Source organism: Sphingomonas sp. TF3, from assembly GCF_003985085.1.
In the GTDB taxonomy this organism is placed as follows: domain Bacteria; phylum Pseudomonadota; class Alphaproteobacteria; order Sphingomonadales; family Sphingomonadaceae; genus Sphingomonas.
In genome coordinates, this window is sequence record NZ_RWKS01000004.1 from 148,853 (window position 1) to 175,357 (window position 26,505).

The 26,505-nt window shown below is 64.7% G+C and carries 27 protein-coding genes and 1 tRNA gene; 9 read left to right on the plus strand and 19 right to left on the minus strand.

The genetic code is table 11. From position 1 onward, the window contains the following. Positions 1–145 precede the first annotated feature (145 nt). Positions 146–2,599: an endopeptidase La gene (lon, locus tag EJC47_RS04790; RefSeq protein ID WP_126845695.1), complete on the minus strand. Its 2,454-nt coding sequence runs from the start codon at positions 2,597–2,599 to the stop codon at positions 146–148. A gap of 82 nt (positions 2,600–2,681) precedes the next feature. Here lon and EJC47_RS04795 point away from each other — a divergent pair, with 82 nt between their 5' ends. Genes EJC47_RS04795 through EJC47_RS04805 form a run of 3 tightly spaced genes read left to right on the plus strand, consistent with a single transcriptional unit; the run spans position 2,682 to position 5,711 of the window. Continuing rightward, a complete protein-coding gene (locus EJC47_RS04795; protein ID WP_126845696.1) occupies positions 2,682–3,341 on the plus strand; it encodes a hypothetical protein in 660 nt (219 codons plus the stop codon). Continuing rightward, on the plus strand, positions 3,338–5,068 hold the full coding sequence (locus tag EJC47_RS04800; protein ID WP_126845697.1) for a M1 family metallopeptidase: 1,731 nt from the start codon (positions 3,338–3,340) through the stop codon (positions 5,066–5,068). The genes EJC47_RS04795 and EJC47_RS04800 overlap by 4 nt, the downstream gene beginning before the upstream one ends. Before the next feature lie 46 nt (positions 5,069–5,114). After that, positions 5,115–5,711, plus strand: a complete 597-nt coding sequence (locus EJC47_RS04805) for a methyltransferase family protein (RefSeq protein WP_185867562.1) — start codon at positions 5,115–5,117, stop codon at positions 5,709–5,711. Positions 5,712–5,717: 6 nt separating this feature from the next. Here the strand turns inward: EJC47_RS04805 and EJC47_RS04810 are convergent, their stop codons facing one another. From EJC47_RS04810 to EJC47_RS04840, 7 genes are all read right to left on the minus strand, one after another. Beyond that, complete coding sequence (locus tag EJC47_RS04810; RefSeq protein ID WP_126845699.1) at positions 5,718–6,392, minus strand: DUF4893 domain-containing protein; 675 nt, start codon at positions 6,390–6,392, stop codon at positions 5,718–5,720. A 115-nt stretch (positions 6,393–6,507) separates the two neighbouring features. Beyond that, positions 6,508–7,110 (minus strand): GNAT family N-acetyltransferase, encoded by a 603-nt coding sequence (locus EJC47_RS04815; protein ID WP_126845700.1) that lies wholly within the window; start codon positions 7,108–7,110, stop codon positions 6,508–6,510. Beyond that, the gene (clpX, locus tag EJC47_RS04820; protein ID WP_010403209.1) at positions 7,107–8,375 is read right to left on the minus strand and encodes an ATP-dependent Clp protease ATP-binding subunit ClpX; all 1,269 of its coding nucleotides are present in this window, start codon (positions 8,373–8,375) and stop codon (positions 7,107–7,109) included. Before clpX ends, EJC47_RS04815 begins: the two co-directional genes overlap by 4 nt. 146 nt (positions 8,376–8,521) lie before the next feature. Further along, positions 8,522–9,196, minus strand: coding sequence for an ATP-dependent Clp protease proteolytic subunit (locus tag EJC47_RS04825; RefSeq protein ID WP_010403211.1), 675 nt, complete (start codon positions 9,194–9,196; stop codon positions 8,522–8,524). A 76-nt stretch (positions 9,197–9,272) separates the two neighbouring features. Next, the gene (locus EJC47_RS04830; RefSeq protein ID WP_126845701.1) at positions 9,273–10,238 is read right to left on the minus strand and encodes a glycosyltransferase family 2 protein; all 966 of its coding nucleotides are present in this window, start codon (positions 10,236–10,238) and stop codon (positions 9,273–9,275) included. A gap of 168 nt (positions 10,239–10,406) precedes the next feature. Beyond that, a complete protein-coding gene (gene tig, locus EJC47_RS04835) occupies positions 10,407–12,050 on the minus strand; it encodes a trigger factor (protein WP_126845800.1) in 1,644 nt (547 codons plus the stop codon). 61 nt (positions 12,051–12,111) lie between these two features. Then, positions 12,112–12,196, minus strand: a tRNA-Leu gene (locus tag EJC47_RS04840). Between the two features lie 131 nt (positions 12,197–12,327). On the opposite strand from EJC47_RS04840, the gene EJC47_RS04845 reads away from it, so the two are divergent. Together EJC47_RS04845 and EJC47_RS04850 are read left to right on the plus strand one after the other, a co-directional pair. Further along, positions 12,328–12,507, plus strand: a complete 180-nt coding sequence (locus EJC47_RS04845; protein WP_081988636.1) for a hypothetical protein — start codon at positions 12,328–12,330, stop codon at positions 12,505–12,507. Beyond that, positions 12,504–12,716, plus strand: coding sequence for a hypothetical protein (locus EJC47_RS04850; RefSeq protein ID WP_126845702.1), 213 nt, complete (start codon positions 12,504–12,506; stop codon positions 12,714–12,716). The genes EJC47_RS04845 and EJC47_RS04850 overlap by 4 nt, the downstream gene beginning before the upstream one ends. A gap of 68 nt (positions 12,717–12,784) precedes the next feature. On the opposite strand, the gene EJC47_RS04855 is transcribed toward EJC47_RS04850, so the two are convergent. From EJC47_RS04855 to EJC47_RS04890, 8 genes are all read right to left on the minus strand, one after another. Continuing rightward, complete coding sequence (locus tag EJC47_RS04855) at positions 12,785–13,117, minus strand: hypothetical protein (RefSeq protein WP_260591477.1); 333 nt, start codon at positions 13,115–13,117, stop codon at positions 12,785–12,787. 116 nt (positions 13,118–13,233) lie between these two features. Next, a complete protein-coding gene (locus EJC47_RS04860) occupies positions 13,234–14,079 on the minus strand; it encodes a hypothetical protein (RefSeq protein ID WP_126845703.1) in 846 nt (281 codons plus the stop codon). A 35-nt stretch (positions 14,080–14,114) separates the two neighbouring features. Further along, positions 14,115–15,596, minus strand: a complete 1,482-nt coding sequence (gene gatB / locus EJC47_RS04865) for an Asp-tRNA(Asn)/Glu-tRNA(Gln) amidotransferase subunit GatB (RefSeq protein WP_126845704.1) — start codon at positions 15,594–15,596, stop codon at positions 14,115–14,117. Then, complete coding sequence (locus EJC47_RS04870; RefSeq protein WP_126845705.1) at positions 15,593–16,009, minus strand: type II toxin-antitoxin system VapC family toxin; 417 nt, start codon at positions 16,007–16,009, stop codon at positions 15,593–15,595. The genes gatB and EJC47_RS04870 overlap by 4 nt, the downstream gene beginning before the upstream one ends. After that, positions 16,006–16,293, minus strand: coding sequence for an AbrB/MazE/SpoVT family DNA-binding domain-containing protein (locus EJC47_RS04875; protein WP_126845706.1), 288 nt, complete (start codon positions 16,291–16,293; stop codon positions 16,006–16,008). The genes EJC47_RS04870 and EJC47_RS04875 overlap by 4 nt, the downstream gene beginning before the upstream one ends. Positions 16,294–16,382: 89 nt before the next feature. Next, on the minus strand, positions 16,383–17,867 hold the full coding sequence (gene gatA / locus EJC47_RS04880; RefSeq protein ID WP_126845707.1) for an Asp-tRNA(Asn)/Glu-tRNA(Gln) amidotransferase subunit GatA: 1,485 nt from the start codon (positions 17,865–17,867) through the stop codon (positions 16,383–16,385). Then, a complete protein-coding gene (gatC, locus tag EJC47_RS04885; protein WP_010403225.1) occupies positions 17,867–18,169 on the minus strand; it encodes an Asp-tRNA(Asn)/Glu-tRNA(Gln) amidotransferase subunit GatC in 303 nt (100 codons plus the stop codon). Before gatC ends, gatA begins: the two co-directional genes overlap by 1 nt. Before the next feature lie 37 nt (positions 18,170–18,206). Beyond that, positions 18,207–20,081 carry a DUF4153 domain-containing protein gene (locus tag EJC47_RS04890; protein ID WP_126845708.1) on the minus strand — a complete coding sequence of 625 codons (1,875 nt, stop codon included), beginning with the start codon at positions 20,079–20,081 and terminating at the stop codon, positions 18,207–18,209. Positions 20,082–20,120: 39 nt separating this feature from the next. Here EJC47_RS04890 and EJC47_RS04895 point away from each other — a divergent pair, with 39 nt between their 5' ends. Then, positions 20,121–21,224, plus strand: a complete 1,104-nt coding sequence (locus EJC47_RS04895) for a DUF3089 domain-containing protein (protein WP_126845709.1) — start codon at positions 20,121–20,123, stop codon at positions 21,222–21,224. Between the two features lie 115 nt (positions 21,225–21,339). Next, positions 21,340–21,804: a Holliday junction resolvase RuvX gene (ruvX, locus tag EJC47_RS04900; RefSeq protein WP_126845710.1), complete on the plus strand. Its 465-nt coding sequence runs from the start codon at positions 21,340–21,342 to the stop codon at positions 21,802–21,804. On the opposite strand, the gene EJC47_RS04905 is transcribed toward ruvX, so the two are convergent. Continuing rightward, positions 21,801–22,214 (minus strand): hemerythrin domain-containing protein, encoded by a 414-nt coding sequence (locus EJC47_RS04905; protein ID WP_185867563.1) that lies wholly within the window; start codon positions 22,212–22,214, stop codon positions 21,801–21,803. The genes ruvX and EJC47_RS04905 overlap by 4 nt on opposite strands. Positions 22,215–22,362: 148 nt before the next feature. Here EJC47_RS04905 and EJC47_RS04910 point away from each other — a divergent pair, with 148 nt between their 5' ends. Both EJC47_RS04910 and EJC47_RS04915 read left to right on the plus strand, forming a co-directional pair. Continuing rightward, complete coding sequence (locus tag EJC47_RS04910; RefSeq protein WP_126845712.1) at positions 22,363–23,349, plus strand: aspartate carbamoyltransferase catalytic subunit; 987 nt, start codon at positions 22,363–22,365, stop codon at positions 23,347–23,349. Next, a complete protein-coding gene (locus EJC47_RS04915) occupies positions 23,346–24,581 on the plus strand; it encodes a dihydroorotase (protein WP_126845713.1) in 1,236 nt (411 codons plus the stop codon). The genes EJC47_RS04910 and EJC47_RS04915 overlap by 4 nt, the downstream gene beginning before the upstream one ends. A gap of 3 nt (positions 24,582–24,584) precedes the next feature. On the opposite strand, the gene EJC47_RS04920 is transcribed toward EJC47_RS04915, so the two are convergent. Continuing rightward, on the minus strand, positions 24,585–25,931 hold the full coding sequence (locus EJC47_RS04920) for an SPOR domain-containing protein (protein ID WP_126845714.1): 1,347 nt from the start codon (positions 25,929–25,931) through the stop codon (positions 24,585–24,587). A 22-nt stretch (positions 25,932–25,953) separates the two neighbouring features. Beyond that, entirely contained in the window at positions 25,954–26,505 is a 552-nt protein-coding gene (locus tag EJC47_RS04925; protein ID WP_126845715.1) for a hypothetical protein, read from the minus strand.

The following is a 26,505-nucleotide window of genomic DNA, read 5'->3' on the forward strand; positions in this document are numbered from 1 at the left end:
AAACCCCCGATACAAAATGGAAAAATATACCCAGGCAAAAAGCCGGTTGCGCACTAAGACGGCTAGCGCGGGGGCTGTCAAAACAAAAAGCGACAGCCCCGGTCTAAAATCGGCGGAAATGCGGCATTTCGAGTAATCGATCCGATCAATGATGCACTTCGCCGCCAATCGGGGCGACACCCGCCGGCGGCTGCGCCGCCAGGTCATCGGCCTCGGTCCAGTCGATCGCGGCGAGCGGGCCGGTCAGCGCGAGCCGCAACACTTCATCGACATGCGCCACCGGGATGATCTTCAGACCATCCAGGATATTGGCCGGAATCTCCGCCAGATCCTTCTCATTCTCCTGCGGGATGAGCACGGTGGTGATGCCGCCGCGCAGCGCCGCCAGCAGCTTTTCCTTCAAGCCGCCGATCGGTAGCACGCGGCCGCGCAGCGTCACCTCGCCCGTCATGGCGATATCGCGGCGCACCGGAACGCCGGTGAGCGTCGAGACGATCGCCGTCACGATGCCGATACCCGCCGACGGACCATCCTTGGGCACCGCCCCTTCGGGCAGATGGATGTGGATATCCTTGCGCGCGAAGATGCTCGGCTTGATCCCATAAGAGGGCGAGCGTGCCTTGATGAAGCTGAACGCCGTCTCGATCGATTCCTTCATCACATCGCCGAGCTTGCCGGTGATCTTCGCCGCACCGCGCCCGGGCACGGTGACGCTTTCGATCGTCAGCAATTCGCCGCCGACTTCAGTCCAGGCGAGGCCGGTGACCGCACCGATCTGATTCTCTTCCTCGCCCAGCCCGTGGCGATATTTCTTCACGCCCGCAAATTCGGACAGGTTGTCCGGGGTCACGGTGACGCTCTCGGCCTTGCCCTCAAGAATGCGCCGCAACGCCTTGCGCGCGAGCTTGGCAATCTCGCGCTCCAGCGTGCGCACACCGGCTTCGCGCGTGTAGAACTGAATGAGCGCGCGCAACCCCTCGGTGGTGAGCGTGAACTCGCCGTCCTTCAGGCCATGTGCCTCGATCTGCTTGGCGATCAGATGCCGTTCGGCGATCTCGACCTTCTCATCCTCGGTATAGCCCTCGAGCCGGATGATCTCCATGCGGTCGAGCAGCGGCTGCGGCAGGTTGAGCGTGTTCGCGGTCGTCACAAACATCACGTCGGAAAGATCGACGTCGATTTCGAGATAGTGATCGTTGAACTTCGCATTCTGCTCGGGATCGAGCACTTCGAGCAGCGCCGAGGCCGGATCACCGCGGAAATCCTGGCCGAGCTTGTCGATTTCATCGAGCAAGAACAGCGGGTTGCTGGTCCCAGCCTTTTTGAGATTGGTAACGATCTTGCCCGGCAGCGAGCCGATATAGGTGCGGCGGTGGCCCCGAATTTCTGCTTCATCGCGCACACCGCCTAAAGATTGGCGGATAAATTCGCGGCCCGTGGCCTTGGCGATCGACTTGCCCAGGCTGGTCTTGCCGACGCCGGGGGGGCCGACGAGGCACAGGATCGGCCCCTTCAGCTTGTTGGTGCGCGCCTGTACCGCGAGATATTCGATGATGCGGTCCTTGACCTTTTCGAGCGCATAATGGTCCTCGTCGAGCACCGCTTGCGCCGCCGAAATATCCTTGCGGATCTTGGACTTCTTGCCCCACGGCAGGCCCAGCAGCACGTCGAGATAGTTGCGCACGACGGTCGCCTCGGCCGACATCGGTGCCATCGTCTTGAGCTTCTTCAGCTCCGCCGTCGCCTTGGTGCGGGCTTCCTTGGACAGTTTGAGCGTCGCGATCTTGTTGGTCAGCTCGGCGATCTCGTCGCCTTCGCCCTCGTCGCCCTCATTGCCGAGTTCGCGCTGAATCGCCTTCAACTGCTCGTTGAGGTAATATTCGCGCTGGGTCTTCTCCATCTGGCGCTTGACGCGGCTTTTGATCTTCTTCTCGACCTGCAGCACGCCCAGCTCGCCCTCCATGAAGGCAAACACCATCTCGAGTCGCTTGGCCGGATCGCGTTCGATCAGCAGCGCCTGCTTGTCGGACACCTTGACCTGAATGTTCGCGGCAACGGCATCGGCGAGCTTGTTCGCATCCTCGATTTCCCCGAGCTGGACCGCAGTTTCGGCGGGCAGCTTGCGGTTGAGCTTGGCATAGTTTTCGAACTGCTCGACCACGGAGCGCATCAGCGCCGCCATTTCGGTGCTGACAGCCTCGAGTGCCTCCTCGCCCTCATCGCCTTCAAGCAACTCGACGTCGGCAGCGAGATAGCCCTCGGTCTGCGTCAGGCCGGTCAGGATGGCGCGGCGCTTGCCCTCGACCAGCACGCGCACCGTGCCATCGGGCAATTTCAACAGTTGCAGCACGACGGCGGTCACGCCGATTTCGTACAGATCGTCGCGATCGGGATCGTCTTCGCTCGGGTCGAGCTGCGCGACCAGGAAAATCTCCTTGTCGGCGGCCATCGCCGCCTCCAGAGCCGCGACCGACTTGTCGCGACCAACGAACAGCGGCACGATCATGTTGGGGAACACGACGATGTCGCGCAGCGGCAGCACGGGATAGGCGTGGGTGGGCGACGAGGACTTGGACGGGGTGAAGGTAGCTTTGGTCATGGATACTCCGGGGTCGCGTCAACGACGCGGGCTTAGTTCCTTATATGGGGGGAGTTGCCGTTGCATCAATCGTCGAACGATTTTGGGTGGTGCAGCGGCCATCGCCGCGTTCCCGGCCAGCGCGAAACACCCGCTCGACCCCATCGCCCACGCCCTGGCGGCGGCGGGCGGGCAAGCGCTTTTGTCGCGTGTACGCGTGATCGCGTGGAGCGGTACTGCCCGCATGATGATCGGCCGGACGCCGGTCGACCTGATGGTCGAAACCCGAATCGAACCCTTTGCGCGCGCGCGTTCCGACACCTGGCTGACGAGCGAAGGGCGCAGCGCCACGCAGACCATCATGGTGGAACGCGACAGTGCGTTTCTGGTCCATAACGGCGCACAGACCAACCTGCCCCAGCCGCAAGCCTATTTCGAGCGGCAAAAGTTGGCGGCATACAGCTATTTGCTGCTTGCCCCGGCATCGCTGTCACCAAACGGGCGGCGCGGCATTACGGCGATCCGCGACGGGTATCCCCCGATCGCACTGACGCTCGCCCCGGACGGGCGGATCGCCTCGGCCGACTACACCCTTGCTGGGCCGCCGCCGAACCCGCCGCTCGTGCATCAGCACCTGCTGTTTACGGGAACCGTATCCGCACTAGGAATCCGCTTTCCCCGCACCACCACGATCCTGCAGAACGGTCGCCCCGTCCTGCGCATGACCATCACCGCTTTTTCCGTAGAGCTAGACCCTTCATGATCGCTTCCAGACTCGCTTTTGCTTGTGGCTGCCTCGCGCTGACCGGTGCCACCACCCTGCCCAAGAAAGGCGAGCCCGCAATCACAGCGCAGACCGCGCGCTCGGGCGGGGTGATCGATCCCGACCAGGCCAAATTGGGCTTCGATGCCGCCGATCTGTCCTTCGAGGTGTTGCCCGAAACAGAGACGCTGCGCGGCGTGGCGACGCTCAGTTTCACCGCAAAGGCCGCGCTCGACCGCCTTGCGATCGACCTGGACCGCAATTTGCCGGTCGATGCCATTGCCATCGATGGCGCGGCGCTCGCGCCCGGCGCGTGGAGCAACCCCGAAGGGCGGCTCGTCATCACGCTGCCGCAGCGCGTCGCCAAAGGTGGCCATGTCGCCGCGCGCATCAGCTATGGCGGGCAGCCGCATGTCGCGGTCAAGGCACCGTGGGATAGCGGCATGGTGTGGGCGACCACACCCGGCGGCGCGCCGTGGTTCGCCACCACCGCCGAAGGCTATGGCTGCGATCTATTCTGGCCATGCCTCGATTTCCCGACCGGGGAGCCGGGCGTCGTCACGCTCCACATCACCGTGCCCAAGGGATTGAAGGCCCCGTCCAATGGCAAATTGCTGGGGGTGGATACGCTGCCCGACGGGCGGACGGTGTGGAACTGGCGGATCAAGCACCCCAACACCTATGGCATCGCGCTCAACGTCGGGCCGTATGAGGAAATTTCCGGCGTCTATAAGAGCCGCTACGGCAACAGCATCCCGATGTTCTACTGGTTCCTGCCGGGCGAGGAGGAAAAGGCGCGCGCGCTGTTTGCCGAGTTCGGCCCGACACTCGACTTTTTCGAAAGCGAAGTCGGCCCTTACCCGTTCGGTGACGAGAAAGTCGGGGTGGTGGAGACGCCGCACAAGGGCATGGAGCACCAGACGATCAACGCCTACGGCAACGACTATGCCAAGGCCCCCGAGGGCTTCGACTGGTTGTTCCAGCATGAATTCGCCCATGAATATTTTGGCAATCAGCTAACTGCGGCCAATTGGGACGATTACTGGCTGCACGAGGGCTATGGCACCTACATGCAGCCGCTCTACGGCCGCTGGCGCGAGGGCGAGGCGCGCTATGCGACGATGCTGGCGGACGAACGCGGCAAGATCGCCAACCTCCGCCCGATCATCTCCGGCAAGGTGCGCACCGAGGAAGAGGTGTATGAGGTCGACAAAGGCGGCCCGGGCCAGGACATCTATTACAAGGGCTCGTGGATGCTCCACACGCTCCGCTCGCTGATCGGCGACCGCGCGTTTCGCGACGTCACGCGGCTGGCGGTGTACGGGCGGATCGATCCGCGGCCGGGCAATTTCGCCCCGCGCTACGGTTCCACGCTCGAATATGAACGCTTCGTGCGGCGCGTGACCGGCAAGGATTATGGCTGGTTTTTCGACGTCTATCTGCGCGAAGCCGCCCTGCCCGATCTGATCGAGACGCGCAGCGCAACGCGCCTCGCGCTGCGCTGGCAGGCACCGGGCGGACGGGTGTTCCCGATGCCGGTCGAGGTGCAGATCGATGGCCGGGTCGTGAAGCTGCCGATGGCGGGGGGCGTGGGCAGCCTGACCGTGCCGAAGCGCGCGCATGTCGTGATCGACCCCAAGGCCAAGCTGCTGCGGCGCTCGGTCGCGATCGAGCAATATCAGGTATGGCGCGATGCGCAGGCGCGGCGGCCGCGCCCCACCAATTGACGAGCGCGTGTTATTTGAATAACACAGCCTCGATCTGGAGGCTATGATGCGATTTCCGACCGATCCTGTTGGACTTCCCGGCTTGATCGCGCTCGGCGTTGGCATGGGCGTGTTTGTGGTGTCGCTGCTCCGCGCCCGCGCGCGCGGCGTCAAAAGCCCGAAGAGCTCCGACGCGCGGCGCAGCAATGCGTCGATCTGGGGGATCGTGGCGCAGGGGATAGGGATCGGCATGGTCGGATTTGGCCCGATCCGGGTCAGCCTCGATCCCGCCTCCACCACAGCGCTGCTCGAAGGGGCGATCGTGCTGGTGCTGATCCTCGGGGCGGTGTGGCTGTTCGATTCGTCGTCGCGCGCGATGGGCCGCAACTGGGCGCTGGTCGCGCGCACCCGCAGCGACGGGCATCTGGTGCAATCGGGCCCGTTCGCGCATGTCCGCAACCCGATCTATGTGGCGATGGCGCTGTTCACGCTGGCGATGGCGATCGCTTACGGCCACACGCTCAACCTGATCGCGGGAGTCCCCGTGTTCGCGCTCGGCACCGCGATGCGGGTGCGGCACGAGGAAAGCGTCCTGCGCGCGACCTTCGCCGATTACGACGCCTATGCCGCACGGGTGAAGCGCTTCGTCCCCGGCCTGTTCTGACCCAGCTCAGCCGGGAACGGCGGGCACCGCCCCGCGCACGGCGGGCGTCACCGGCACCAGTTCGTAGATATCGAGCAACGCCCCCTTCCCCGCGCGCGTCAGCACCAGCCGCCAGCGGAACGGCGCGACGCGCTCGACCACGCCCGCCACGTCCTGCGCTGGATTGACGCTATAGGCTGGCGCACTGTCGGCATGGGCCGGGCGGAAGGTGCCGAGGAACACCTGCCGCTTGTCGGTATCGGGAAACAGCCAGCCGCCGGGCAGGCTGGTGCCGCTCTGCTTGGTGAAGGACAGAGCGTGCGTCGTCCCGTCGACCGTGCAGAAATCGGGCTTGTAAGTGTCCAGACCGTGCGCTCCGCCCAGGCGGACGAGACGACAGTAATAGGGGCCGGGCGGCAGCGCGGGCAAATCCAGCGCGGCACCGGGCTGGACCAAAGGGCCTTCCGCATCGAGCTTGGCCTTGAGACGGACCGGCACCGCAGCGCGTGCGCGCACCCATGTCGTCGGCAGCGCGTCGAGCCGACTGCGATCTTCGGCTGTCACCGAACCGGCCCATCCGGTCGGCGTGGCGGCAACGTGCGATGTCGCGTGGGGCCGTGCTGTTCCGGCGGTGCAGCTCGACACGCTCGCCCCAAGAGCAATCAGCGACGTGAGAACAAGGGGCGTCGATACGAAACGCATTGCGGTCGTTCTCCAGGATGTCGATGCGTGATGGGCCTTGCAGCGCGTTAACAATCGGTAAACGCCAAAGGTTAACGGATGGTAAACGACGCGACGGACGCGCGGTTCCGCCCGATCAGCCGCGGAGCATCGACCAGAACGCCGGGCCGCCCTTCGGGACGTGCCACGCCTCGGTCACGACAAAGCCGAGGGTAGCGTAGAAGCCCACATTCCGTTCGTTGGCGGTTTCGAGGTAGACGGGTCGGCCGTCCTCCGCGATCCGATCGAGCCCGGCCTGAATCACCGCGCGACCCAAGCCGCGCCCCTGTGCGGCGGGGTCGCACCCGGCAACATGCAGATACCAGACATCGTCGGAGGGGAGATGCGCATCAATCGCGCTCGACACCGTCAGCGCGCGACCGATCGCCCCGCCCAGCGCGCGCCACATCGGCCAGGCGTGCATCACCATATCGAGCAGCGAGGTCTTGCCCAAACCGGGTGCGCGCCACAGCGTCGTTGCCGTGCCGCCTTCCGCGACCAGCCGCAGACCGGCCTGCGCATCCGCCTCGAACAGTAACGCAAAAAGCCGCGGCAGCCGGAGCGCGCGGTCGGCAGGGTCGGGTACTATATACGCCATCGCCGGATCGTCGGCGAACGCGCGGGCCAGCATTGCCGCGATCCGTCCCCGATCGGCGTCGTCAGCGACACGGATCGGGGTGGAACGCGGCGCGAGGGTCACGCAGCCCCGGCCCCGGCCTTTTCTTTCTTGGCATAGACGCGGATCGGTTCCTTGCGGCCGTCGATCACGTCCTTGTCGATCATCACCTCGTCGACGCCGTCCATGCCGGGCAGATCGAACATGGTGTCGAGCAAGATGCCCTCGAGGATCGATCGCAGCCCGCGCGCGCCGGTCTTGCGGTCGATCGCCTTTTTGGCGACCTGCACGAGCGCATCGTCGGTGAAGCCGAGCTTGACTGCCTCCATGTCGAACAGCTTCTGATACTGTTTGACCAGCGCATTCTTCGGCTCGGTCAGGATCGTGACCAGCGCGGGCACGTCGAGATCCTCGAGCGTCGCGATCACCGGCAAGCGGCCGACGAATTCCGGGATCAGGCCGAACTTCAGCAAATCCTCGGGCTCGACCGACTTGAGCGTCTCGCCAGTGCGGCGTTCCTCAGGGGACGCGACATAGGCACCGAAGCCGATCGACTTGCCCTGCAGACGGTCGCCGATGATCTTCTCGAGGCCCGAGAAGGCACCGCCGCAGATGAACAGGATGTTGGTCGTGTCCACCTGCAGGAACTCCTGCTGCGGATGCTTGCGGCCACCCTGCGGGGGAACGCTCGCGGTGGTGCCTTCCATCAGCTTGAGCAACGCCTGCTGCACGCCCTCGCCCGATACGTCGCGCGTGATCGACGGGTTCTCGGCCTTGCGGCTGATCTTGTCGATTTCGTCGATGTACACGATGCCGCGCTGCGCGCGCTCAACGTTGTAGTCGGACGCCTGGAGCAGCTTGAGGATGATGTTCTCGACATCCTCGCCAACGTAACCGGCCTCGGTCAGCGTCGTCGCATCGGCCATGGTGAAGGGCACGTCGAGGATGCGCGCGAGCGTCTGCGCCAGCAACGTCTTGCCGCAACCGGTCGGGCCGACGAGCAGGATGTTGGACTTGGCGAGTTCAACGTCCGCGCCCTTCTGGCCGTGGTTGAGGCGCTTGTAATGGTTGTGCACCGCCACCGACAGCACGCGCTTGGCGCGCTTCTGGCCGATCACATAATCATCGAGCACGTCGCAGATTTCCTGCGGCGTGGGAACGCCGCCGTCCTTCTTCGACACGAGCGCAGACTTCGTCTCCTCGCGGATGATGTCGTTGCACAATTCGACGCATTCATCGCAGATGAATACGGTTGGGCCCGCAATCAGCTTGCGCACCTCATGCTGCGACTTCCCGCAGAAGGAGCAATAAAGCGTGCTCTTCGAGTCGCCGCCGCTGAGCTTCGTCATTCAAACCATCCTTGGCACCACCAATGGGCGCACATATGCGGGGTGCCTATCCTAGACTGACCCCGCGCAATCCGACAATCACCAAAATTGCCGTATGAATACGGTAGCGGGACGCCTTTTCGAAGCCCCGCCACCTAAAGTCTACCTCAAGCCGAAGTCAAAGCCGGTGGCGTGCTCGAATCGTCGGGCAGCGCCGGACGCTTGTCGAACACCTGATCGACCAGACCGAAGTCCTTGGCCTCATGCGCCTCGAGGAACGTGTCACGGTCCATCGCGCGCTCGATCTCCTCGATCGGCTTGCCGGTGTACTGCGCATAAAGCGAGTTCATCCGGTTCTTGATGCGCTGGATTTCCTTGGCCTGGATCTGGATATCCGATGCCATGCCCTGCGCACCGCCCGAAGGCTGATGGATCATGATACGGGCGTTGGTCAACGCGACGCGCATCCCCGGCTCACCGGCGGCGAGCAGGAAGCTGCCCATCGATGCCGCCTGGCCGATGCACACGGTGCCGACGCGCGGGCGGATGTACTGCATCGTATCATGGATCGCCATGCCCGCCGTGACGACACCGCCCGGCGAGTTGATGTACATGAAGATGTCCTTCTTCGGATTTTCCGATTCGAGGAACAGAAGCTGCGCGGTGATGACCGCCGCCATATGATCCTCGACGCCGCCCGTTACGAAGATGATCCGCTCGCGCAACAACCGCGAATAGATGTCGAACGAACGCTCGCCGCGGTTCGATTGCTCCACCACGATCGGCACGAGGCCGTCTTGAATGGGAGCCAGAAAGTCGCCGGTGTCGAACGGATTGCGCATGATGAGCCTTTTAGTCCTTATGCCCCGAGAAGAACGGAAATTCGAACCGCATACATCGGCGCTGGCGGAAACGAGTTCAAGCCCCGCCTGCGATGGCACCTTGATCGGCACGACGATCGTCGCCGCCCGGCGCACGGTGCGCCAGATACGCCAGTCGCCGCACCTCGCGCCGACCGCGCACCACGGTATCGAGGATCAACCCGGTAAACACGTTGAGCGCGGCGAGAATCGTCAGCCCGGTCGCCATCACTGCCGTCGGCAAGCGCGGCACCAGATGGGTGTGCATATAGGTGATGACCAACGGAATGCCGAACGCCAGAGCGGCGGCAAACAGCAGGCCCGCGATCACGCCGAAGAACAGGAGCGGCCGCTCGATCCGGTACAGCGTCACGATCGTGTGCGCGATGCGGAAGCCGTCGCGATAGGTGCTGAGCTTCGATTCGGAGCCCTCAGGCCGCGCGAAATAGGGGGTTTCGATCTCGCCGACCGGCATCTTGAGTTCGAGCGCATGGACGCTGATTTCGGTCTCGATCTCGAAGCCCGACGAAAGCACCGGAAAACTCTTCACGAACCGCCGCGAAAACACGCGGTAACCCGAGAAAATATCGGTAAAACTGCGCCCGAACAATTGCGCGAGCAGCCCGGTCATCGCCTTGTTGCCGAGCACATGCCCGCGACGATAGGCGGCGGTGACCTCGGTCACGCGGCTGCCAACGACCATGTCGAGCTGTTCGTCGAGCAAGCGCTGCACCAAAGCGGGCGCGACGGTCGCGTCATAGGTCGCGTCACCATCGGCCATCACATAGATGTCGGCATCGACATCGGCGAACATGCGGCGGACGACGTTGCCCTTGCCCTGCATCCGCTCGGTCCGCACGATCGCGCCCGCAGCGCGCGCCACCGCAACGGTGTCGTCGGAACTGTTGTTATCGTAGACGTAAATCGTCGCGTCGGGCAGCGCCGCGCGGAACCCGGCCACCGTCTGCGCAATGGCGGCGCTCTCATTATAGCAGGGCAGCAGGATGGCAATGCGCGTGGTCATGGCTCTGCCATAGGGGTGAATGGCGATCGGTTCGACCCCCTTTGTGACAGGCGACCGACGGAAGCGTTCGCGAGGCCTCCCCACGCCTCCTGCCCGGCGACCACCCCAAAACGACATCACCCCCGAGGCAAGCCCCGGGGGTGATGAATAACAGGCAAGAAAGGGGGCTTATTCCGCCGTGTCGGCGGCAGCAGCCTTCTTCTTGGCCGGAGCCTTCTTGGCAGGGGCAGGCGCTGCTTCGGCTTCACCGTCGGCGGCGGGTTCAGCTGCAGCGGCCTTCTTGGCGGGGGCCTTCTTGGTCGCCGCCTTCTTCACCGGCTCGGCTTCGACCAATTCATCGCCCGTCGCTGCCGGTTCGATGTCGGCGGCTTCCATTTCCTTGGCATCGTCTGCCGAAGCCTTGGCCTTCTTCGGCGCGGCCTTCTTGGCTGCCTTGGGCTTGTGGTTTTCGTGATCGTGGCTGTGCGTGCCGGTCGAGAAGCCTTCTTCGCTCTCGATCGCGGCTTCCAGCTCGGCGCGCGTCACTTCGCGATCGCTGACTTCGGCCTTTTCGAACAGGAAGTCGACGACCTTGTCCTCGTACAGCGGGGCGCGGAGCTGGGCCGCCGCCATCGGCTCCTGCTGGATATATTGCAGGAAGCGCTTGCGATCCTCGGGGCCGTATTGCTGTGCAGCCTGCGCGATCAGGCGGTTCATTTCCTGCTGGCTGACTTCGACGCCATTGGCCTGGCCGATTTCGCTCAGCAACAGGCCCAGGCGAACGCGACGCTCGGCGATCTTGCGGTAATCGTCGCGCTCGGATTCCATCTCGGCGAGTGCGGCTGCCGGATCTTCCTCATGCGTCGCTTCATGCTGGAGCTGCTGCCAGATCTGCTCGAATTCGGCTTCCACCATCGACGGCGGCACTTCGAAATCATGGCCCTCGGCGAGCTGGTCGAGCAGCTTGCGCTTCATGTGGGTGCGCGTCAGGCCGTTCAGTTCCTGCTCGATCTGGCCCTTGAGCAGACCGGTGAGCTGCTCGAGGCTCTGCAGGCCGAGCGAGGTCGCGAGTTCGTCGTCGATCTTGGTCTCGCCCGCGGTCTTCACCGTCTTGACCGTCAGGTCGAAGGTCGCGGCCTTGCCGGCCAGTTCCTTGGCCTGGTAATCCTCGGGGAACGTCACGTTGATCTGGCGCTCGTCGCCAGCCTTCACGCCGACGACCTGCTCCTCGAAGCCGGGGATCAGACGACCCGAGCCGATTTCGACCGACATGTCCTCGCCAGTGCCGCCCTCGAACGCTACGCCGTCGACCTTGCCGACGAAATCGAGCACGACCAGATCGCCGGTCTTGGCTTCATAAGCGGCATCGGCCTCTTCCCAGCGCTTCTGCTGGTCAGCGAACTTCTGCAGTTGCTCCTGCACGACCGCTTCGTCGGCGGGAACGGTCAGGCGCTCGAGCTTCAGATTGTCGATCGCAGGCGTCGGCACGTCGGGGAGCACTTCGAGCTCGACCTTCACATCGGCATCCTTGCCGAGCTCATAGCCGTCATCGAGGCTGACCGAGGGCTGCAGCGCGGGGCGCAGCTTGTGCTCGGCGATCAGTTCCTGAATGCCCTGCTGGATCGAGGTGTTGAGCGCGTCCTGCATCAGCGCCTCGCCGTGCATCTTGCGCACCAGGTTCGCGGGAACCTTGCCGGGGCGGAAGCCGGGCATGCGCACCGTCGGCGCAACGCGCTTCAGTTCGGCGTCCACACGCGAATCGATGTCCTTCGCGGTGATCTTCAGCGTGTAGGCGCGCTTCAGCCCCTCGTTCAACGTCTCGACAGTTTGCATACTCAAGTCGTGCCTTTTACAGGAATTTCTGATGGCTACCGCCCGTTTGCCACGGGCGGCCTGGTGCGGGCGAAGGGACTCGAACCCCCACATCTTGCGATGGCAGGACCTAAACCTGCTGCGTCTACCAGTTCCGCCACGCCCGCATGGGACACCGCCGGTGTGGGGCGCGTCTATACCAGCCCTATGGCCGGGGGCAAGCGCGCAAACAGACTGGCTTTATATTGCGCAACCGCCGACGATGCTCGCGCGTTGTTCAGCATCGAGGAGAATCATCATGGCAACCACGCCCCCGACCGAATTGCCCCCGTTCCCGAGCCAGCCCGGCCAACCCGATCCGGTGCCCACCGAATTGCCGAGCCCGACGCCCGACGTGGACTTCCCCGCTCCCGACGCAACGCCGGGCGACGAGCCGTTCCAGCCGACCGACACCGGCCTGACGGGAGATTTCGCATGAACGACGAGATCAACAAGGGCCCGCTCGACGATCCCCGCGACAACACCGATCCGCGTAGCGACCTCCAGCAGGAAGTCGAAGCCCGCAAGGATGCCGTCGAGCGCGGCGAAGGCGGCAAGGAACCCGATGCGTTCACCTCCGCCGGGATGCCCGATGGCGTTGGCGGAACAGGCGGGGTGGTGAAGAATCAGGGGGATGACGGGCAGTAAACGTCCCCAACGAGGTGCGCCCGCAACGAACGCAGGCGCACCTTGGAAAATAGACTTAGCCGCTCGATTTAGTTTGCAGAGTTTTTGCCGACGCACTGCTTCCAGACGCCGCCGATCGTACCAAATTTCTTTCGGTAATCGATGCGGCTACCCGTGCCTTCGGGATAGATCGAGAAAGCCAGCGACACTCCACCATAGCCATTCTTGATGAGAACAACCCGCGAGCCATCCTCCTGCTCGAGTGCTGCAGTATTGTTCTTGTTCGCCAGACAAAACGCCACTTCCTTCATGGATTGCGGCGAGTGAAAGGTTTCCGTCACGGGCCCGCTTAGAACAGTCTGAGTCGATGCACACCCAGCAACGAGCGCCGAAAGCAAAACAACAGCCAATCGAATCTTCACAAACCCCTCCCTTAGACACAAAAGGCCAGTATCACTGGCCGTTAACATTGCTGGATCACCAGCAAAGACGCGTAAATTAATATTTTATAAACATCGAATTCACGGTGACGCGGCACTTACTTCGTGGCCCCTACCTTCGACGAAGCAGTCTCGGCTGCCACAGAAAAATCATACACGCGCGAACGTCCGCTCTCGCCGGAAAAAATAAAAGCATATTCCCCGGGCGGCATGTCATCGGACGCGCTGACCTTGAAAATCCCGTCCCCGACCTCGGTCGCCACAAATGCGGTCGTGTCTTTGCTGTTCACCCCTTTGCGCAAGCTTATCGAAAAGTAGGCGGAAAGCCGTCCGACCTCGATCTCCCGCGCATTTCCTTTGATTCGAAAGCGGACCAGGCTGAACTCGCTCGGCGACTGCGCGGCAACGGACCGCTCCACACCGAAATCGCTGACATTTCTGTCGGCCGTGTCGAAGTAGAAATAGAAAGTCGGCCGCTTGGAAAGCGCATGATTCTGGCTGGTCGGCTGCGGCAGGGTCAGCATCGACTTGAGCGGGAACAGGACACTGCCGTTGCCCGTCGTGCGAGTCCCGCTGCCCGTGGCTGGCCGCAGAAGCACAACGCGTTGGTCGGGCAACCAATCTTGCGCGAGATAGATACCGGGCGCGTGTTTGACGAGCGGGTCCATCGAACCATTGTCGATGCCCTGTGCGCGCGAGGACGCGATACAACGGCTCACCATGGCCGCAATCACGGGATCCGTGACACCGGCCTTCTTCAACGAGATCAGACCATCGGTGGAGACGTCATAGGCACAGGGCAGACTGTTGATCTTGGTCAGAAGCGTTGCTTCCCCCAAACCGGCTTCCCGCAACGCGATGACAGCATGATTGTCGAACACCTGCGCAGTTGCAGACGCCCACGCCAAGCAACATGCGCACAGCGCAAAGACCTTCCTGATCATCGTATCCCCCCGGAATGAGGAATACAATAAGCGGGTTATTCCGGTTGCGAAAGCGCTTTCTTCAGCACTTCATTCACCACGCCCGGATTAGCCTTGCCGCCCATCGCCTTCATCGTCTGGCCGACGAAGAAGCCGAACAATTTGTCCTTGCCGCCGCGATAATCGGCGACCTTATCTTCGTTAGCCGCCATCACTTCGGCGATGACACGTTCGATTTCGCCGGTGTCGCTGGTCTGCTTGAGCCCATGTTCTTCAACCACCGCCGCCGCGCCCTGCCCGGTTTCGAGCATGATCTCGAACACCTGCTTGGCGAGCGTGCTCGACAGCGTGCCATCGGCAATCAGGCCGAGCAGTTCCGCCGCCTGGGTCGGGCTGACCGGCGCGTTTTCGATGTCCTTGCCGGTGCGGTTGAGCGCGCCGAACAACTCCGACGTCGTCCAGTTCGCCGCCGCCACCGGCGCCGCACCGCAATCGAGCAGCGCGTCGAACCAGCGCGCCGCCTCGACCTCCGCCGTCAGCACTGCGGCTGCATAAGGCGTAATGCCAAGCGCTTCATAGCGCCGCCGCTTGGTGTCGGGCAGTTCGGGCAGCGACGCACGACATTCGGCGAGGAACGCCTCGTCGAGTTCGAGCGGCAACAGATCAGGATCGGGGAAATAACGGTAATCGTGCGCATCTTCCTTCGAGCGCATCGAGCGCGTTTCGTTGCGATCGGGGTCATACAGCCGCGTTTCCTGCACGATGCGCCCGCCATCCTCGAGCACCTCGACCTGGCGGCGCGCTTCCTGCTCGACCACCGCCATCACGAAGCGCACCGAATTGACGTTCTTGGTCTCGGTCCGCGTGCCGAACGGATCGCCCGGCTTGCGCACGCTGACATTGACGTCCGCGCGCATCGAGCCTTCTTCCATATTGCCGTCGCACGACCCGACATAGCGCAGAATCGATCGCAACTTTCGCAGATAAGCCCCTGCTTCTGCTGGAGACGTCATGTCCGGCTTCGACACGATTTCCATCAGCGCGACGCCCGAACGGTTGAGATCGACATAGGAGCGGGTCGGATGCTGATCGTGCATCAATTTGCCGGCATCCTGCTCGACATGGATGCGCTCGACGCCGATGCGCTTGCCGTGCGCGTCGGGGTTCTTTTCGTCCAGGCTGATGTCGATCGCGCCCTCGCCCACCAGCGGGTGGTAGAGCTGACTGATCTGATAGCCCTGCGGCAAATCGGCATAGAAATAGTTCTTGCGGTCGAACCGCGACCAGCGGTTGATCTGCGCCTCGATCGCCATGCCGGTGCGCACCGCCTGGCGGATGCACTCGCGGTTGGGCACGGGCAGCATCCCCGGCATCGCGGCATCGACCAGCGACACCTGCGTATTGGGCTCCGCGCCAAACGCGGTCGCCGCGCCCGAGAAGAGCTTGGCATTGGTGGTGATCTGCGCATGGACTTCGAGGCCGACCACGACCTCCCAGTCGCCGGTTTCGCCGCGGATGGTGTAGGTGGATTCAGTCATACATCGGTCTCGGGTGTGATAAGGGAAATATCCGGGAAATATGCGGCGTAAAAGCGCGGATCCCGCGTCAGGATGCTTGCGCCTCTACGCTGTGCATCGCCCCCGATCAGAAAATCCGGTAAGGGCAAACGCGGCGCGCCTTCCCCCCTGCGTTCACGATAACGTTGATATGCCTTGCCAGCCAGAATCCCTGCCGATGGATCGAGACTTTCAACGCCGATCAGCAGGGCGCTCATGACCGAGCGAAAATGCTCCGCGTCCTGGAATTGCCAGCCGATCTCTGCGGCAATGACCGGGTTCACGAAAAGATACGCGCCGAGGGCGGCGCGACCGATCTGACGACGGGACCAGCCGAACCATTGCGGATCACGTCCAAGCACATCGATCAATATATTGGAATCGACTAAGATCACGGAACGTAATCGCCCCGCAAATCTCGCATCACTTGATCGGTCGGGCCACCAAACGAGAATCGCCCGGCCAATGCGTCGATCGCTTTCGCTTGCGCCTGTTGCCGCCGTTCCACATCGGCAGGGCCGTCGCCAAGCGCCGCCACCGTGACGCGCCCTTCCGCATCAAGCGCCACTTTGTAAGGCTGGCCCGGAAGCAGCCCAGCAGCATCCCGGATCGCCTTTGGGATCAAGATCTGCCCTTTGCTGGTCATCGTACCCGTTTCGATGCGGATAGGCGCGTTCATGAGAAATCTCCAGTGTTACCCAGGTAACACTTACACAGCCGGATCGCAAACGCAGGCCGGAACTTTCCTTGCGACCTATGCCTTCTCGGTCACCACCAGCGCTCCGCCCGCGCGGTAAAGCCTGCGCGCTGCTCGACCGCGAGCCCGGCGTTGAGCACGCTCTGCTCATCCAGCGCCTTGCCGATGATCTGAAGCCCGAGCGGCAGCCCCTGCCCGTCCAGCCCGCCGGGCACGCTCATCGCCGGGAGCCCAGCGAGCGACGACGGCACGGTGAACACATCGTTCAAATACATCGCGATCGGATCGGCCGACTTCTCGCCCAGCGCGAACGCCGCCGAGGGTGCCGTCGGCGTCAGCAGCACGTCACACGTGGCCCAGGCCTGCTCGAAATCGCGCGCGATCAGCGTGCGGATCTTCGAAGCCTGTGTGAAGTACGCGTCGTAAAACCCTGCTGACAAGACATAAGTGCCGACCATGATGCGGCGCTTAACTTCGTCGCCGAAACCGGCGGCGCGGGTAGCGGCATACATGTCCTGCAAGCCCGCCCCCTCGGGCAGATCGCGCAAGCCGTAGCGCACGCCGTCATAGCGCGCGAGGTTGGATGAGGCTTCGGCCGGCGCAATGATGTAATAAGCGGGCAGCGCATATTTGGTGTGCGGCAGCGAGACTTCGACGATCTCCGCGCCCGCATCCTTCAGCCATTCGATGCCCTGCTGCCACAGCGCCTCGATCTCGGGCGGCATGGCGTCGACCCGATATTCCTTGGGAATACCCACGCGCTTGCCCTTGAGATCGCCCGACAATCCGGCTTCCCAGTTGGGCACAGGCAAATCGAGCGAGGTCGCGTCCTTGGCATCGAACCCGGCCATCGCCTCGAGCATGATCGCGCAGTCGCGCACGTCGCGCGCCATTGGTCCTGCCTGGTCGAGCGACGAGGCGAAAGCGATCGTCCCCCAGCGCGAGCAGCGGCCATAGGTCGGCTTGATGCCCGAAATGCCGGTAAAGGCGGCAGGCTGGCGGATCGATCCGCCGGTATCGGTGCCGGTCGCCGCCGGGCACAGCCGCGCTGCGATCGCCGAGGACGACCCGCCCGAAGACCCACCGGGTGCGAGCGGCGCGGTATCACCGTTATTGCGTCGCCACGGCGAGATCACGTTGCCGAACGCGCTGGTCTCGTTCGATGATCCCATCGCGAACTGGTCGAGGTTCAGCTTGCCCAGCATTCCCGCACCAGCGTTCCACAAATTGGCCGAAACCGTCGATTCATAGGGAGGCGTAAAGCCCTCCAGAATGCGGCTGGCGGCAGTGGTCGGCACGCCGTTTGTGCAGAACAGGTCCTTCATGCCGATCGGCACGCCCGCCAGCGGCTTGAGCGTTTCGCCAGCGGCACGCGCGGCATCGGCGGCGTCGGCCGCGGCCAGCGCATGATCGGGGGTTTCGACGAGGAAGGCGTTGAGCGCCGCCGCGGCGGAGACGTTGGCGATGAAGCCCTCGGCCACTTCGCGCGCGGAAAAGCTGCCGTCGCGCACGCCATCACGAATGGCGGCAACGCCGAGATCGGTAAGGTCGGTCATTATTCGATCACCTTGGGCACGGTGAAGAAACCGTGTTCGGCCTGGGGCGCATTGGCGAGTACGGCGTCACGAATACCGCCGCCGGTCAGCGGATCGGCATTCACGACATCGTCGCGCAGGCGCAGATGGTTGGGGATGACCGCGGTCATCGGCTGGACGCCGGTGCAATCCACCTCGCCCAATTGCTCGATCCATCCCATGATGTTGTCGAGCTCGGGCGCGATGCGCGCGGCGTCTTCCTCGGTAATGGCGATACGGGCAAGACTCGCGATCTTGCGGACGGTGGCGATGTCGACTGGCATGGATCGCGGCTAGCAGAGCGCCCAAGCGTTGCGCAACCTATTCGAACGGATCGCCGACCGGAACGCCCCCGACAAAGACGCGACGCGCGGGCACGGAGCGGATCTCCACCTTGCCTGCCGCTTCCCCCGCTTTCAGTGCAGCGCGCTCGGCGGACGTGAGCGGCGCTCGCGTGTTTTCATCGACGCGCTGCCATGTATCGCCCGTCAGCCGATAGCGCGAACCACCGCAGCCCGATCGCAGCACCCGGACCGCAAACGTGTTTTGCGCCCCCGGATCGCGCACCAAATCGTCGATACAGCTTTCCTGTATCGACACCGCCTCGCTTGCACCTGGCGTGTACAGCAAGGTGCAGCGATCCTTACGACCCGTCCCGCATCCCTGCCAATCGGTGAGCTTGGTCCGCAAGGCGAGCGGCACGGGCACCGCCACCGGCAGCACGCGCAACCGCTTCACCAGCAGATCAGCATCGGTCTGCGTGCGGTCGATCGCCGCCACGTCCCAGCGATTGGTTTCCTTCCCCACCCCCTTGGCGCGCGCCGCGATCACCGGGTTCTTCGATCCCGCCAGCCGCTTCAGCGCCGCCTTGCCGGGATCGCCGAAATCGAACGCCAGCGCCGCCCAGTCGAATTTCTCGGGCGCGGTCTTGCCAGATTCGAGCCGCGCGACCTGATCGGCGGTCGACAGCGCGTTGAAGCTCAGCAGCGGCGTCGCCAGCACTAGCCCGACACCCGCGACGACGAACGCCAGCCGCAAATTGCTCGGCCGCACCCACGCACCCCAGTGCATCCGCCCCCGCGCCAAAGCGACCAGATAGGCAACACCATAAGCCGTCGCCAAAGCGACGAACACCAATGCCCACAACCGATCAGGCGTCAGGCCATATTGGTCGATGCGCAGCCCCGTCGCGATCGCCGCGATCACCGCCAGCGGCAGCACGGCGAGTGCCAGCACCATCGCGCCGACACGCAGCACCGGATTGCGCAATTCCTCCTGCTCGCCATTGCCGATCACCGCATTGGCCAGGATCAGCGCGCCGATCACGCAGCTCAGCAGGATCGGCGTGGTCGATTTGGTCGCCTCCCACAGCGCATGCAGCCCGGTGAACGGCAAGGCGACGAGAAACACCAGCAGCCCCAGCCCAAGCACCGGCGCCAGCACCGCCAACACCGCGGTCACCACGCGCTGCAACAGCCGCAACACCCCGTCGCGCTCGCGCAGCAGCCCGAGCGACGCGCCGAAACTGCCGCCGAACAGCAGCGCATTGAACCAATTATGCTGCAACAGATCGCGCAGGAAATGCAGTCCGATCAGATCGAACAGCGACGCCAACAGCCATGCCAGCGTGAACACCACGCCCGTGAACAGCCAGCACGCGCACCACAAGACGACATTGGTCCAGGCGTGCCCATGGACATCGGCATAAGGGAATCGCAACCCCGCCTCGTCCCGCGCCGTCTGGAACAAGGGCACGGCGATGGCGATCGACAGGAACAGGCTGGCGCTGTGCCAGTCGCGCCACAGGCCCCAGCCGCCGCCATTCCAGTAGAACACAAGCCCGGCGACCGCACCCACCACCAGCCCGAACAGCACCGCCCAATGCGCCCGCCGCCACTCCAGCGCGAAGCCGAAGCTGGCAGCGCCGGTGCCGACCGCCGTTGTGAGCGCGACGCGCCACGCGTCCGGCTCGATCGGGGGATAGCGAAACGGCGCGCCGCGATCGAGCAATTGCTGCACAGCCACTGCCGCCAGCGCGCCCACGACACCCAGCACCAGCGGCCGCAACCGCCATCCCGCATCCGCTTCGAAATCGCCCGATCGGTCCATCGCCATGCTCCCCAACAGTCGCGCCGGACCGAACGCCAGCGCCAAGGCGATTGCAAGCGCCGTCGTCCTGCTGCACGGAAATCGCATGACCAGTGCATCGCTCCTCCAGAAAGGCTGACCCCGCGCGTGGCACGCAAATTCCTTTATGCCTTTTCGGTCCTGATCGTGCTCGTGATCGCGGGCGCGTTCGCTTATGCGATCTGGGGCGTCGATCTGATCCGGCTGGCAATGGTGCCCCGCGCCAGCTTCGTTGCGCTGCCGCCTGAGCCCGCCGCTGCCTATGGCCGTGCCGACATGTGGCTCGCGCGACCCGACAAGCCCGGCAATCCGGCGCTATGGACCCCGGCTGGCTATACCCCGGGCAAGGACAGCAAGGCGGCGGTGTTCTTCATCCACCCGACCTCCTACCTCAACCGCGCACGCTGGAATGCGCCGCTCGACGATGCCGAGGCCAATGCCCGTGCAGACCTCTTCCTGCGCGCGCAGGCGAGTGCCTTCAACGAAATCGGCGCGGTCTGGGCACCGCGCTATCGCCAGGCGACCTTCGGTGCGTTCCTGACGACGCAAGCCGCCGCCAATCAGGCGCTGAACCTCGCTTATGGCGATGTTTCCACCGCCTTCGACGCCTTCCTCGCGCAAGCCGGAGATCGCCCAATCATCCTCGCCGGGCACAGCCAGGGCGCACTCCACCTCCTGCGGCTGCTGCGCGAGAAGGTCGCGGGCAAGCCGCTCGCGAAGCGCATCGTCGCGGCCTATCTCATCGGCTGGCCGGTCTCGCGCACGGTCGATGTGCCGATGCTGGGCCTGCCCGAATGCCGCACCGCCGATCAGGCCGGGTGCCTGCTATCGTGGCAAAGCTTCGCCGAACCCGCCGATCCGGCGCTGATCCTCGATGCCTATGCCGCCAGCAGCGGCACCGACGGCAAGCCGCGCCGCGGCACGCCGATGATCTGCACCAATCCGCTGACCGGCACACCCGATGCCGCCGCCCCTGCCGAGGCCAATCTCGGCACGCTGTTCCCCGCCCCCGATCTCGCCAGCGCGACGATCGAGCCCAAACGTGTCCCCGCGCGCTGCGACGCGCGCGGCCTGTTGCTGATCGGCGCGCCGCCCGCGCTCGGCGGCTATGTGCTGCCTGGCAACAATTACCACGTCTATGACTACAGCCTGTTCTGGGCGAACGTGCGCGCCGATGCGGCGCGGCGGCTGGCGGCGTTCGACAAGAAATGATGCCGTCCCCCCACCCCGCTCGCCCTGAGCCTGTCGAAGGGCGCGTCTCCGCAAGCGCGCGGGTCGCGTTTGGAGAGCTGTGCTTCGACACGCGCAGCACGAACGGAACGTGCGCATGATCACCACCGACCGCACCGAATTCCGCGCAGCCCTCCCCACCGGTGGCCGCCTGATCGGCCTCGACGTCGGCACCAAGACGATCGGCACCGCGCTCTGCGACGCCGGGTGGAGTTTCGCCTCGCCCGCTTTGCTCATCCGCCGCACCAAATTCCAGAAGGACAAAATCGCGCTCGCCGAGCTGATCGCGGCGCAGCAGGTGAAGGGCATCGTCATCGGCCTGCCGCTCAACCTCTCCGACGGCAGCGAAAGCCCGCGCAGCCAGTCGAGCCGCGCGTTTGCCCGCAACATGGCGGACCTGGAACTCCCGATCTTCCTGCAGGACGAACGCTGGTCGACCGTCGCGGTCACGCGCACGCTGATCGAACAAGACGCCAGCCGCGCCAAGCGCGCCGAACTGGTCGACAAGATGGCGGCGGCGTATATTTTGCAGGGCGCGATCGACGCGCTGGTGGCGGTTTAGCGGCCGTCCGCCCCGGGCCAGGAGGCGCGTGGGAAAAGATCGCGCTCCTCGCGCAAAATGCGTCGCCGCAGCAAGGTCATGACATCGCGTGTTGCGGCGCGAAATGCCTCCCAATCCTCCTGAATGCGCTCGATCGGCCACGCCGCGTGATAGGCAGTATAGGTGGCTGCGGTCCCACCAACCTCCTTTAGCACTTGCTCTGCCAGCGAAGCCGTCACCGGGTTCGCGCGTAAAATCGGATAGAGAAGCTGATCCTCCAGCGCGAGGTGCTTGGTCAGCACGCGATTGAGCCGCCAGCGCAGCGACGACAATTCCACGCTCGGGCCATCGCCCGCAATCTCGACAAGGATTCGCTTGGCCAACGCGTCGAGTTCGCGATGCTCCTCCGACAGAACCGCACGCCCAATCAATACGATCCCCCACCCCAGCATCCCAATTGACGCTACGTCTGCGTATCTGTCCTATCCTAATGAAATCTTATCGAACATTATCATTTGAGCGAGCGACTGAAAGGCCCACCTTGCCACCGTGCGCCTGCGCGGCTACCCGGCACTCTCGATGCAGCCCTCCGATCACCGCCCCGCCTCGCTCATCCCTGGGCGTGCCGTGTTCCCGCACCGGCACTTGACCGGAATCGAGGGATTGCAACCGCACGAAATCGTGTTTCTGCTCGATGAGGCCAATGGCTGGGTCGCCGCCAACCGCACGCGCGCGATCAGCGATAAACGACTCGGCGGGCTGACCCAGATCAACGCCTTTTTCGAGAATTCGACCCGCACGCTGCTGTCGTTCGAAATCGCCGGCAAGCGGCTGGGTGCCGATGTCGTCAACATGCACGCGGCGCAAAGTTCGGTAAAAAAGGGCGAGACGCTGATCGACACCGCGATGACGCTCAACGCCATGCGTGCCGACGTGATCGTCATCCGCCACATGTCCTCGGGCGCGGTGCGGCTGATCGCGGGCAAGGTCGATTGCCCGGTGCTGAATGCCGGTGACGGACAGCATGAACATCCGACGCAAGCATTGCTTGATGCGCTGACGATCCGCCGACGGCGCGGGTCGATCGCGGGGCAGCGCGTGGTGATTTGCGGCGACGTGCTGCACAGCCGCGTGGCGCGCTCAAACATCCTCGCGCTGACCGCACTTGCCGCCGAAGTGCGCGTGTGCGCGCCGACCACGCTGATGCCCGCCGCGATCGAGCGGATGGGCGTCACCCCCTTCACCGATTTCGACGAAGCGCTGGACGGTGCCGATGTCGTGATGATGCTGCGCTTGCAGAATGAGCGGATGAATGGCGGCTTCGTGCCGTCCAACCGCGAATATCATTTGCGCTATGGCCTCACCGAAAAGCGACTCGCGCGCGCCAAGCCCGATGCGCTGGTGATGCATCCGGGGCCGATGAACCGCGGCGTCGAAATCGATTCGGTCGTGGCCGATCATGCCCGCTCGGCCATCACCGAACAGGTCGAAATGGGGGTGGCGGTGCGTATGGCCTGTCTGGACGTCTTGACGCGGCGCTCGCGCGGCGTGGCGCGCTGGGCATGAGCCGGATGCTGGCCCTGCTCAACGCGACGCTGGTCTGCCCGGTTGCAGGCGTATCGGCGGGCGGCGTGCTGATCGAGGGCGATACGATCGTCGCGACCGGCCTGATCGAAGTGCCCGAAGGGATCGAGACGATCGATTGCGGCGGCCTGGTGCTGGCCCCGGCGATCGTAGATCTGGGCGTGTTCGCGATCGATCTTCCCGCCTTTCATGCCGGTGGCATCGTCCGCGTCGGTCTGATGCCCGATCAGTCGCCCGTGCTCGACGACCCCGGCATCGTACAGCGCGCCGCGCTGATCGGGCGCCCCGGCCTGTGGATTCACCCGATCGCCGCGGCAACGCGCGGGCTGGCGGGCACCGACCTCGCCGAAATGGCGATCAACCGCGATGCGGGCGCGCGCGCGGTCGGCACCGGTGCAGGCTGGATCGCCGATTCGGGCGTGATGCGCAAAGTGCTGGCTTATGCTGGCGATCTCGGGCTGACCGTCATCACCCATGCCGAAGATGGCGGCGTGACGGCGGGCACGGTGGCGACCGCAGGCGAAACCGCGACGCGCATGGGCCTGCCCGCCGCCCCGGCCATTGCCGAGCCGCTGGCCATCGCCCGCGACGTGATGCTGGCCGAGGAAACCGGCGCTGCGCTGCACATCCGCCAAGTCACGACCGCCGCCGGGTTCGATTTGGTCCGCGCGGCCAAGCGCCGCGGCGTGCGCGTCACCTGCGGCATTACGCCTGCCCATTTCATGCTGTCCGACATCGCGATGACCGATTTCCGTACCTTCGCGCATCTGTCGCCGCCCTTGCGGTCGGAAAGCGACCGGCAAGCGGCGCTGACGGCGCTGGCCGATGGCACGATCGATGTGCTGTGTTCCGGCCACGATCCGCATGGCCCCGAGGAAAAACGCCTGCCCTTCGCGGATTCCGCATCGGGAATGGCGGGTGCCGAGACCCTGCTCGCCTTGGGATTGGGGCTGGTGCGCGACGGGACCATTACGATGGAGCGGCTGTTCGCCTTGCTCGCCGCCAATCCCGCGCGCGTCCTGGGCGTGGCCACCGGCACGCTCGCCATCGGGGCACCCGCCGACCTGCTCGTGCTCGATCCGCATGCCCCGTGGCAAATCGATGGCAATCGCCTGCACGCCAAGGCCGGGAACACGCCGTTCGACGGGTTGCCGGTTCAGGGCAAGGTGGTGCGGGTGTTCAAGGGCGGCACCGCGCTCCCCCTGCCCGCATAAGGCTTAGCGCGACGCCAGTTCGCGACCCTTGGCCCACATCGCAACTTGGTCGCCAGCGCCTGCGCGCACGAAGCAGCTTCCGCCCGTCGCGCGATAGCCCAGGCACAGCGCCACCGCATCGCCGCGCGCGAAGCCGCCGACCGACAGACGATAGAAGCTCTTGCCCTTGGTCGTGACGCTCATGCCCTGCGGCGTGCGCCCGGCGAAACCGGCAAAGCGGCGCGAGACGCGGCCCCAGGCATCATGCGCCACGCCTGCGGTCTCATAGGCGCCAAGCTGGACATAGAAGCTGCCCTTGGCGACAGCACGCGGTGCCGAAGCGACGGCAACCGCCGCGCGCGGCGCAATCGCGCCACGCTTTGCGCGGGCCTCGGCGACCGACACGGGCAGCGCCTGCACGACTTCCTTGCGTTCGGCGAACACCACACCGGCGATGCTCGGCCCAATGACGGGCTTCGCGTCCGGCTCGGCTGCGGCGACGGCGACCGGTGCGGGCGTGGGTGCTGGCGCGGACGCGGCCTCAACCTTGCCGGGCATGAAGGCATCGACCGGTGCCTCGGCTGCGGCCATTGCGGTCGCTGCGGGACGACCGCCGTTCAAAGCGAGCGCGACCGGCAGGCCGGGATCGACCGCGGGCCGCACCCCAAGCAAGGTCGCGACCTGATCCGACGCCGAAGTCGGGCGCGAGAAGCTCGACCAATCGAGGATGCGTCTGGCGACATCGGCGGGGGCGACGTCCATCGCCACCACCGTCTGCGCCTCGCGCCAGCGCCCGGCAAGGGCCAGGCTCAGCGCGAAGTTCTGGCGGATCTTGGCATCGGCCTCGGGCGCGCGGGCGGCGGGCTCCAGCACTTCGACCGCCGTCGCCGGATCGCCTGCCAGCGCGATTGCGAGGCCGCGATCGGCAACCGGGATCGTCGCTGCATGGGTGTCGAGCGTCTTGCGCGCGCCAGCCCAATCGCCCGTCGCGATCTGTGCGAGCGCCAGGTTCAGCGCGACCTTGCCGTTGCTATCGTCGAGCGACAGCACATCGGCGAAGACATCGCGCGCCGAGGCAAAGCGGCCGCCCTTCAGGTAGCTTTGGCCAAGCAACAGGCGATAGGCCGCGACCTGCGGCTGATCGCCAACCGCCGCCTCGGCGTGCCGAATCGCAACGTCGAATTTACCATGTGAGAGCGCGGCTTGCGCAGCCGCAAATTCCACACGCCCTTGCTTTTCCGCACGCGATTGCTCGCGCGCGCTGGCTGCGGCGATCGTCGCGGTGGTGACGGCGGCAAGCGTGCCGCCAGCGAGACAGAGCGCGACCCCCAATGTCAGGGGACCGAAAGTGATGGCGGACCGAGTCTTCATCGTATCTCCCCCTTCAGGGTTGTCAGCGCTTTGCCCGGGTCGGGAGCTGGCGCACCAGATCCTCGACTTCGGGCAGGGATTGCAGGAAGTGGTCGAGCGCTTCGGTCACCAGCGTTTGCGCCGACGCATTATGCAGCGCGCTGGCCAGCCGCAGCCGCAGGTGGCGATCCTGGTCGAGCCGCAGCGTGAAGGCCGATTTCGGGCGGCTCTTGCCGTGCTTCTTCTTGGTTTCGCGTTCGATCCGGCTGGCGGTGGCGACCGATACCGGCTTCATCGCGATCGGGCGTGCGGGTTCGACCGGCTCGGGCGCGGCAAATTCTTCGCGCAGCACCTCGCGCTGGATCAAAACCGAAGGGACCGGGGCCGGCGGGACCGCCGCCACGACCGGCGCGGGCTCCACCACCGGCGGATGATCGCCGCCCATGTCGTTCCAGCCGAGATCATCCTGCGCGCCCGGCATCGTGCCGAACCCGCCAAAGCCCTGCGGGCGCATCGCGGGCTTGGCCTGGCCCTTGCGCGCGAGCAGCGTCGAGGACAGCGAAGCGAGCGGTTTTTGTTGGCCGAACATGTTCAT

Bases quoted from the DNA above. Each gene is read 5' to 3' on its own strand.
- EJC47_RS04845 (WP_081988636.1), top strand. From the start codon at position 12,328: ATGGCAACCACGCCCCCGACCGAATTGCCCCCGTTCCCGAGCCAGCCC.
- tig (WP_126845800.1), bottom strand. From the start codon at position 12,050: ATGCAAACTGTCGAGACGTTGAACGAGGGGCTGAAGCGCGCCTACACG.
- EJC47_RS04825 (WP_010403211.1), bottom strand. From the start codon at position 9,196: ATGCGCAATCCGTTCGACACCGGCGACTTTCTGGCTCCCATTCAAGAC.
- EJC47_RS04890 (WP_126845708.1), bottom strand. From the start codon at position 20,081: ATGCGATTTCCGTGCAGCAGGACGACGGCGCTTGCAATCGCCTTGGCG.
- EJC47_RS04875 (WP_126845706.1), bottom strand. From the start codon at position 16,293: ATGAACGCGCCTATCCGCATCGAAACGGGTACGATGACCAGCAAAGGG.
- EJC47_RS04860 (WP_126845703.1), bottom strand. From the start codon at position 14,079: ATGATCAGGAAGGTCTTTGCGCTGTGCGCATGTTGCTTGGCGTGGGCG.
- gatB (WP_126845704.1), bottom strand. From the start codon at position 15,596: ATGACTGAATCCACCTACACCATCCGCGGCGAAACCGGCGACTGGGAG.
- EJC47_RS04810 (WP_126845699.1), bottom strand. From the start codon at position 6,392: ATGCGTTTCGTATCGACGCCCCTTGTTCTCACGTCGCTGATTGCTCTT.
- EJC47_RS04805 (WP_185867562.1), top strand. From the start codon at position 5,115: ATGCGATTTCCGACCGATCCTGTTGGACTTCCCGGCTTGATCGCGCTC.
- gatA (WP_126845707.1), bottom strand. From the start codon at position 17,867: ATGACCGACCTTACCGATCTCGGCGTTGCCGCCATTCGTGATGGCGTG.
- ruvX (WP_126845710.1), top strand. From the start codon at position 21,340: ATGATCACCACCGACCGCACCGAATTCCGCGCAGCCCTCCCCACCGGT.
- gatC (WP_010403225.1), bottom strand. From the start codon at position 18,169: ATGCCAGTCGACATCGCCACCGTCCGCAAGATCGCGAGTCTTGCCCGT.
- clpX (WP_010403209.1), bottom strand. From the start codon at position 8,375: ATGACGAAGCTCAGCGGCGGCGACTCGAAGAGCACGCTTTATTGCTCC.
- EJC47_RS04850 (WP_126845702.1), top strand. From the start codon at position 12,504: ATGAACGACGAGATCAACAAGGGCCCGCTCGACGATCCCCGCGACAAC.
- EJC47_RS04910 (WP_126845712.1), top strand. From the start codon at position 22,363: ATGCAGCCCTCCGATCACCGCCCCGCCTCGCTCATCCCTGGGCGTGCC.
- EJC47_RS04920 (WP_126845714.1), bottom strand. From the start codon at position 25,931: ATGAAGACTCGGTCCGCCATCACTTTCGGTCCCCTGACATTGGGGGTC.
- lon (WP_126845695.1), bottom strand. From the start codon at position 2,599: ATGACCAAAGCTACCTTCACCCCGTCCAAGTCCTCGTCGCCCACCCAC.
- EJC47_RS04800 (WP_126845697.1), top strand. From the start codon at position 3,338: ATGATCGCTTCCAGACTCGCTTTTGCTTGTGGCTGCCTCGCGCTGACC.
- EJC47_RS04915 (WP_126845713.1), top strand. From the start codon at position 23,346: ATGAGCCGGATGCTGGCCCTGCTCAACGCGACGCTGGTCTGCCCGGTT.
- EJC47_RS04925 (WP_126845715.1), bottom strand. From the start codon at position 26,505: ATGAACATGTTCGGCCAACAAAAACCGCTCGCTTCGCTGTCCTCGACG.
- EJC47_RS04830 (WP_126845701.1), bottom strand. From the start codon at position 10,238: ATGACCACGCGCATTGCCATCCTGCTGCCCTGCTATAATGAGAGCGCC.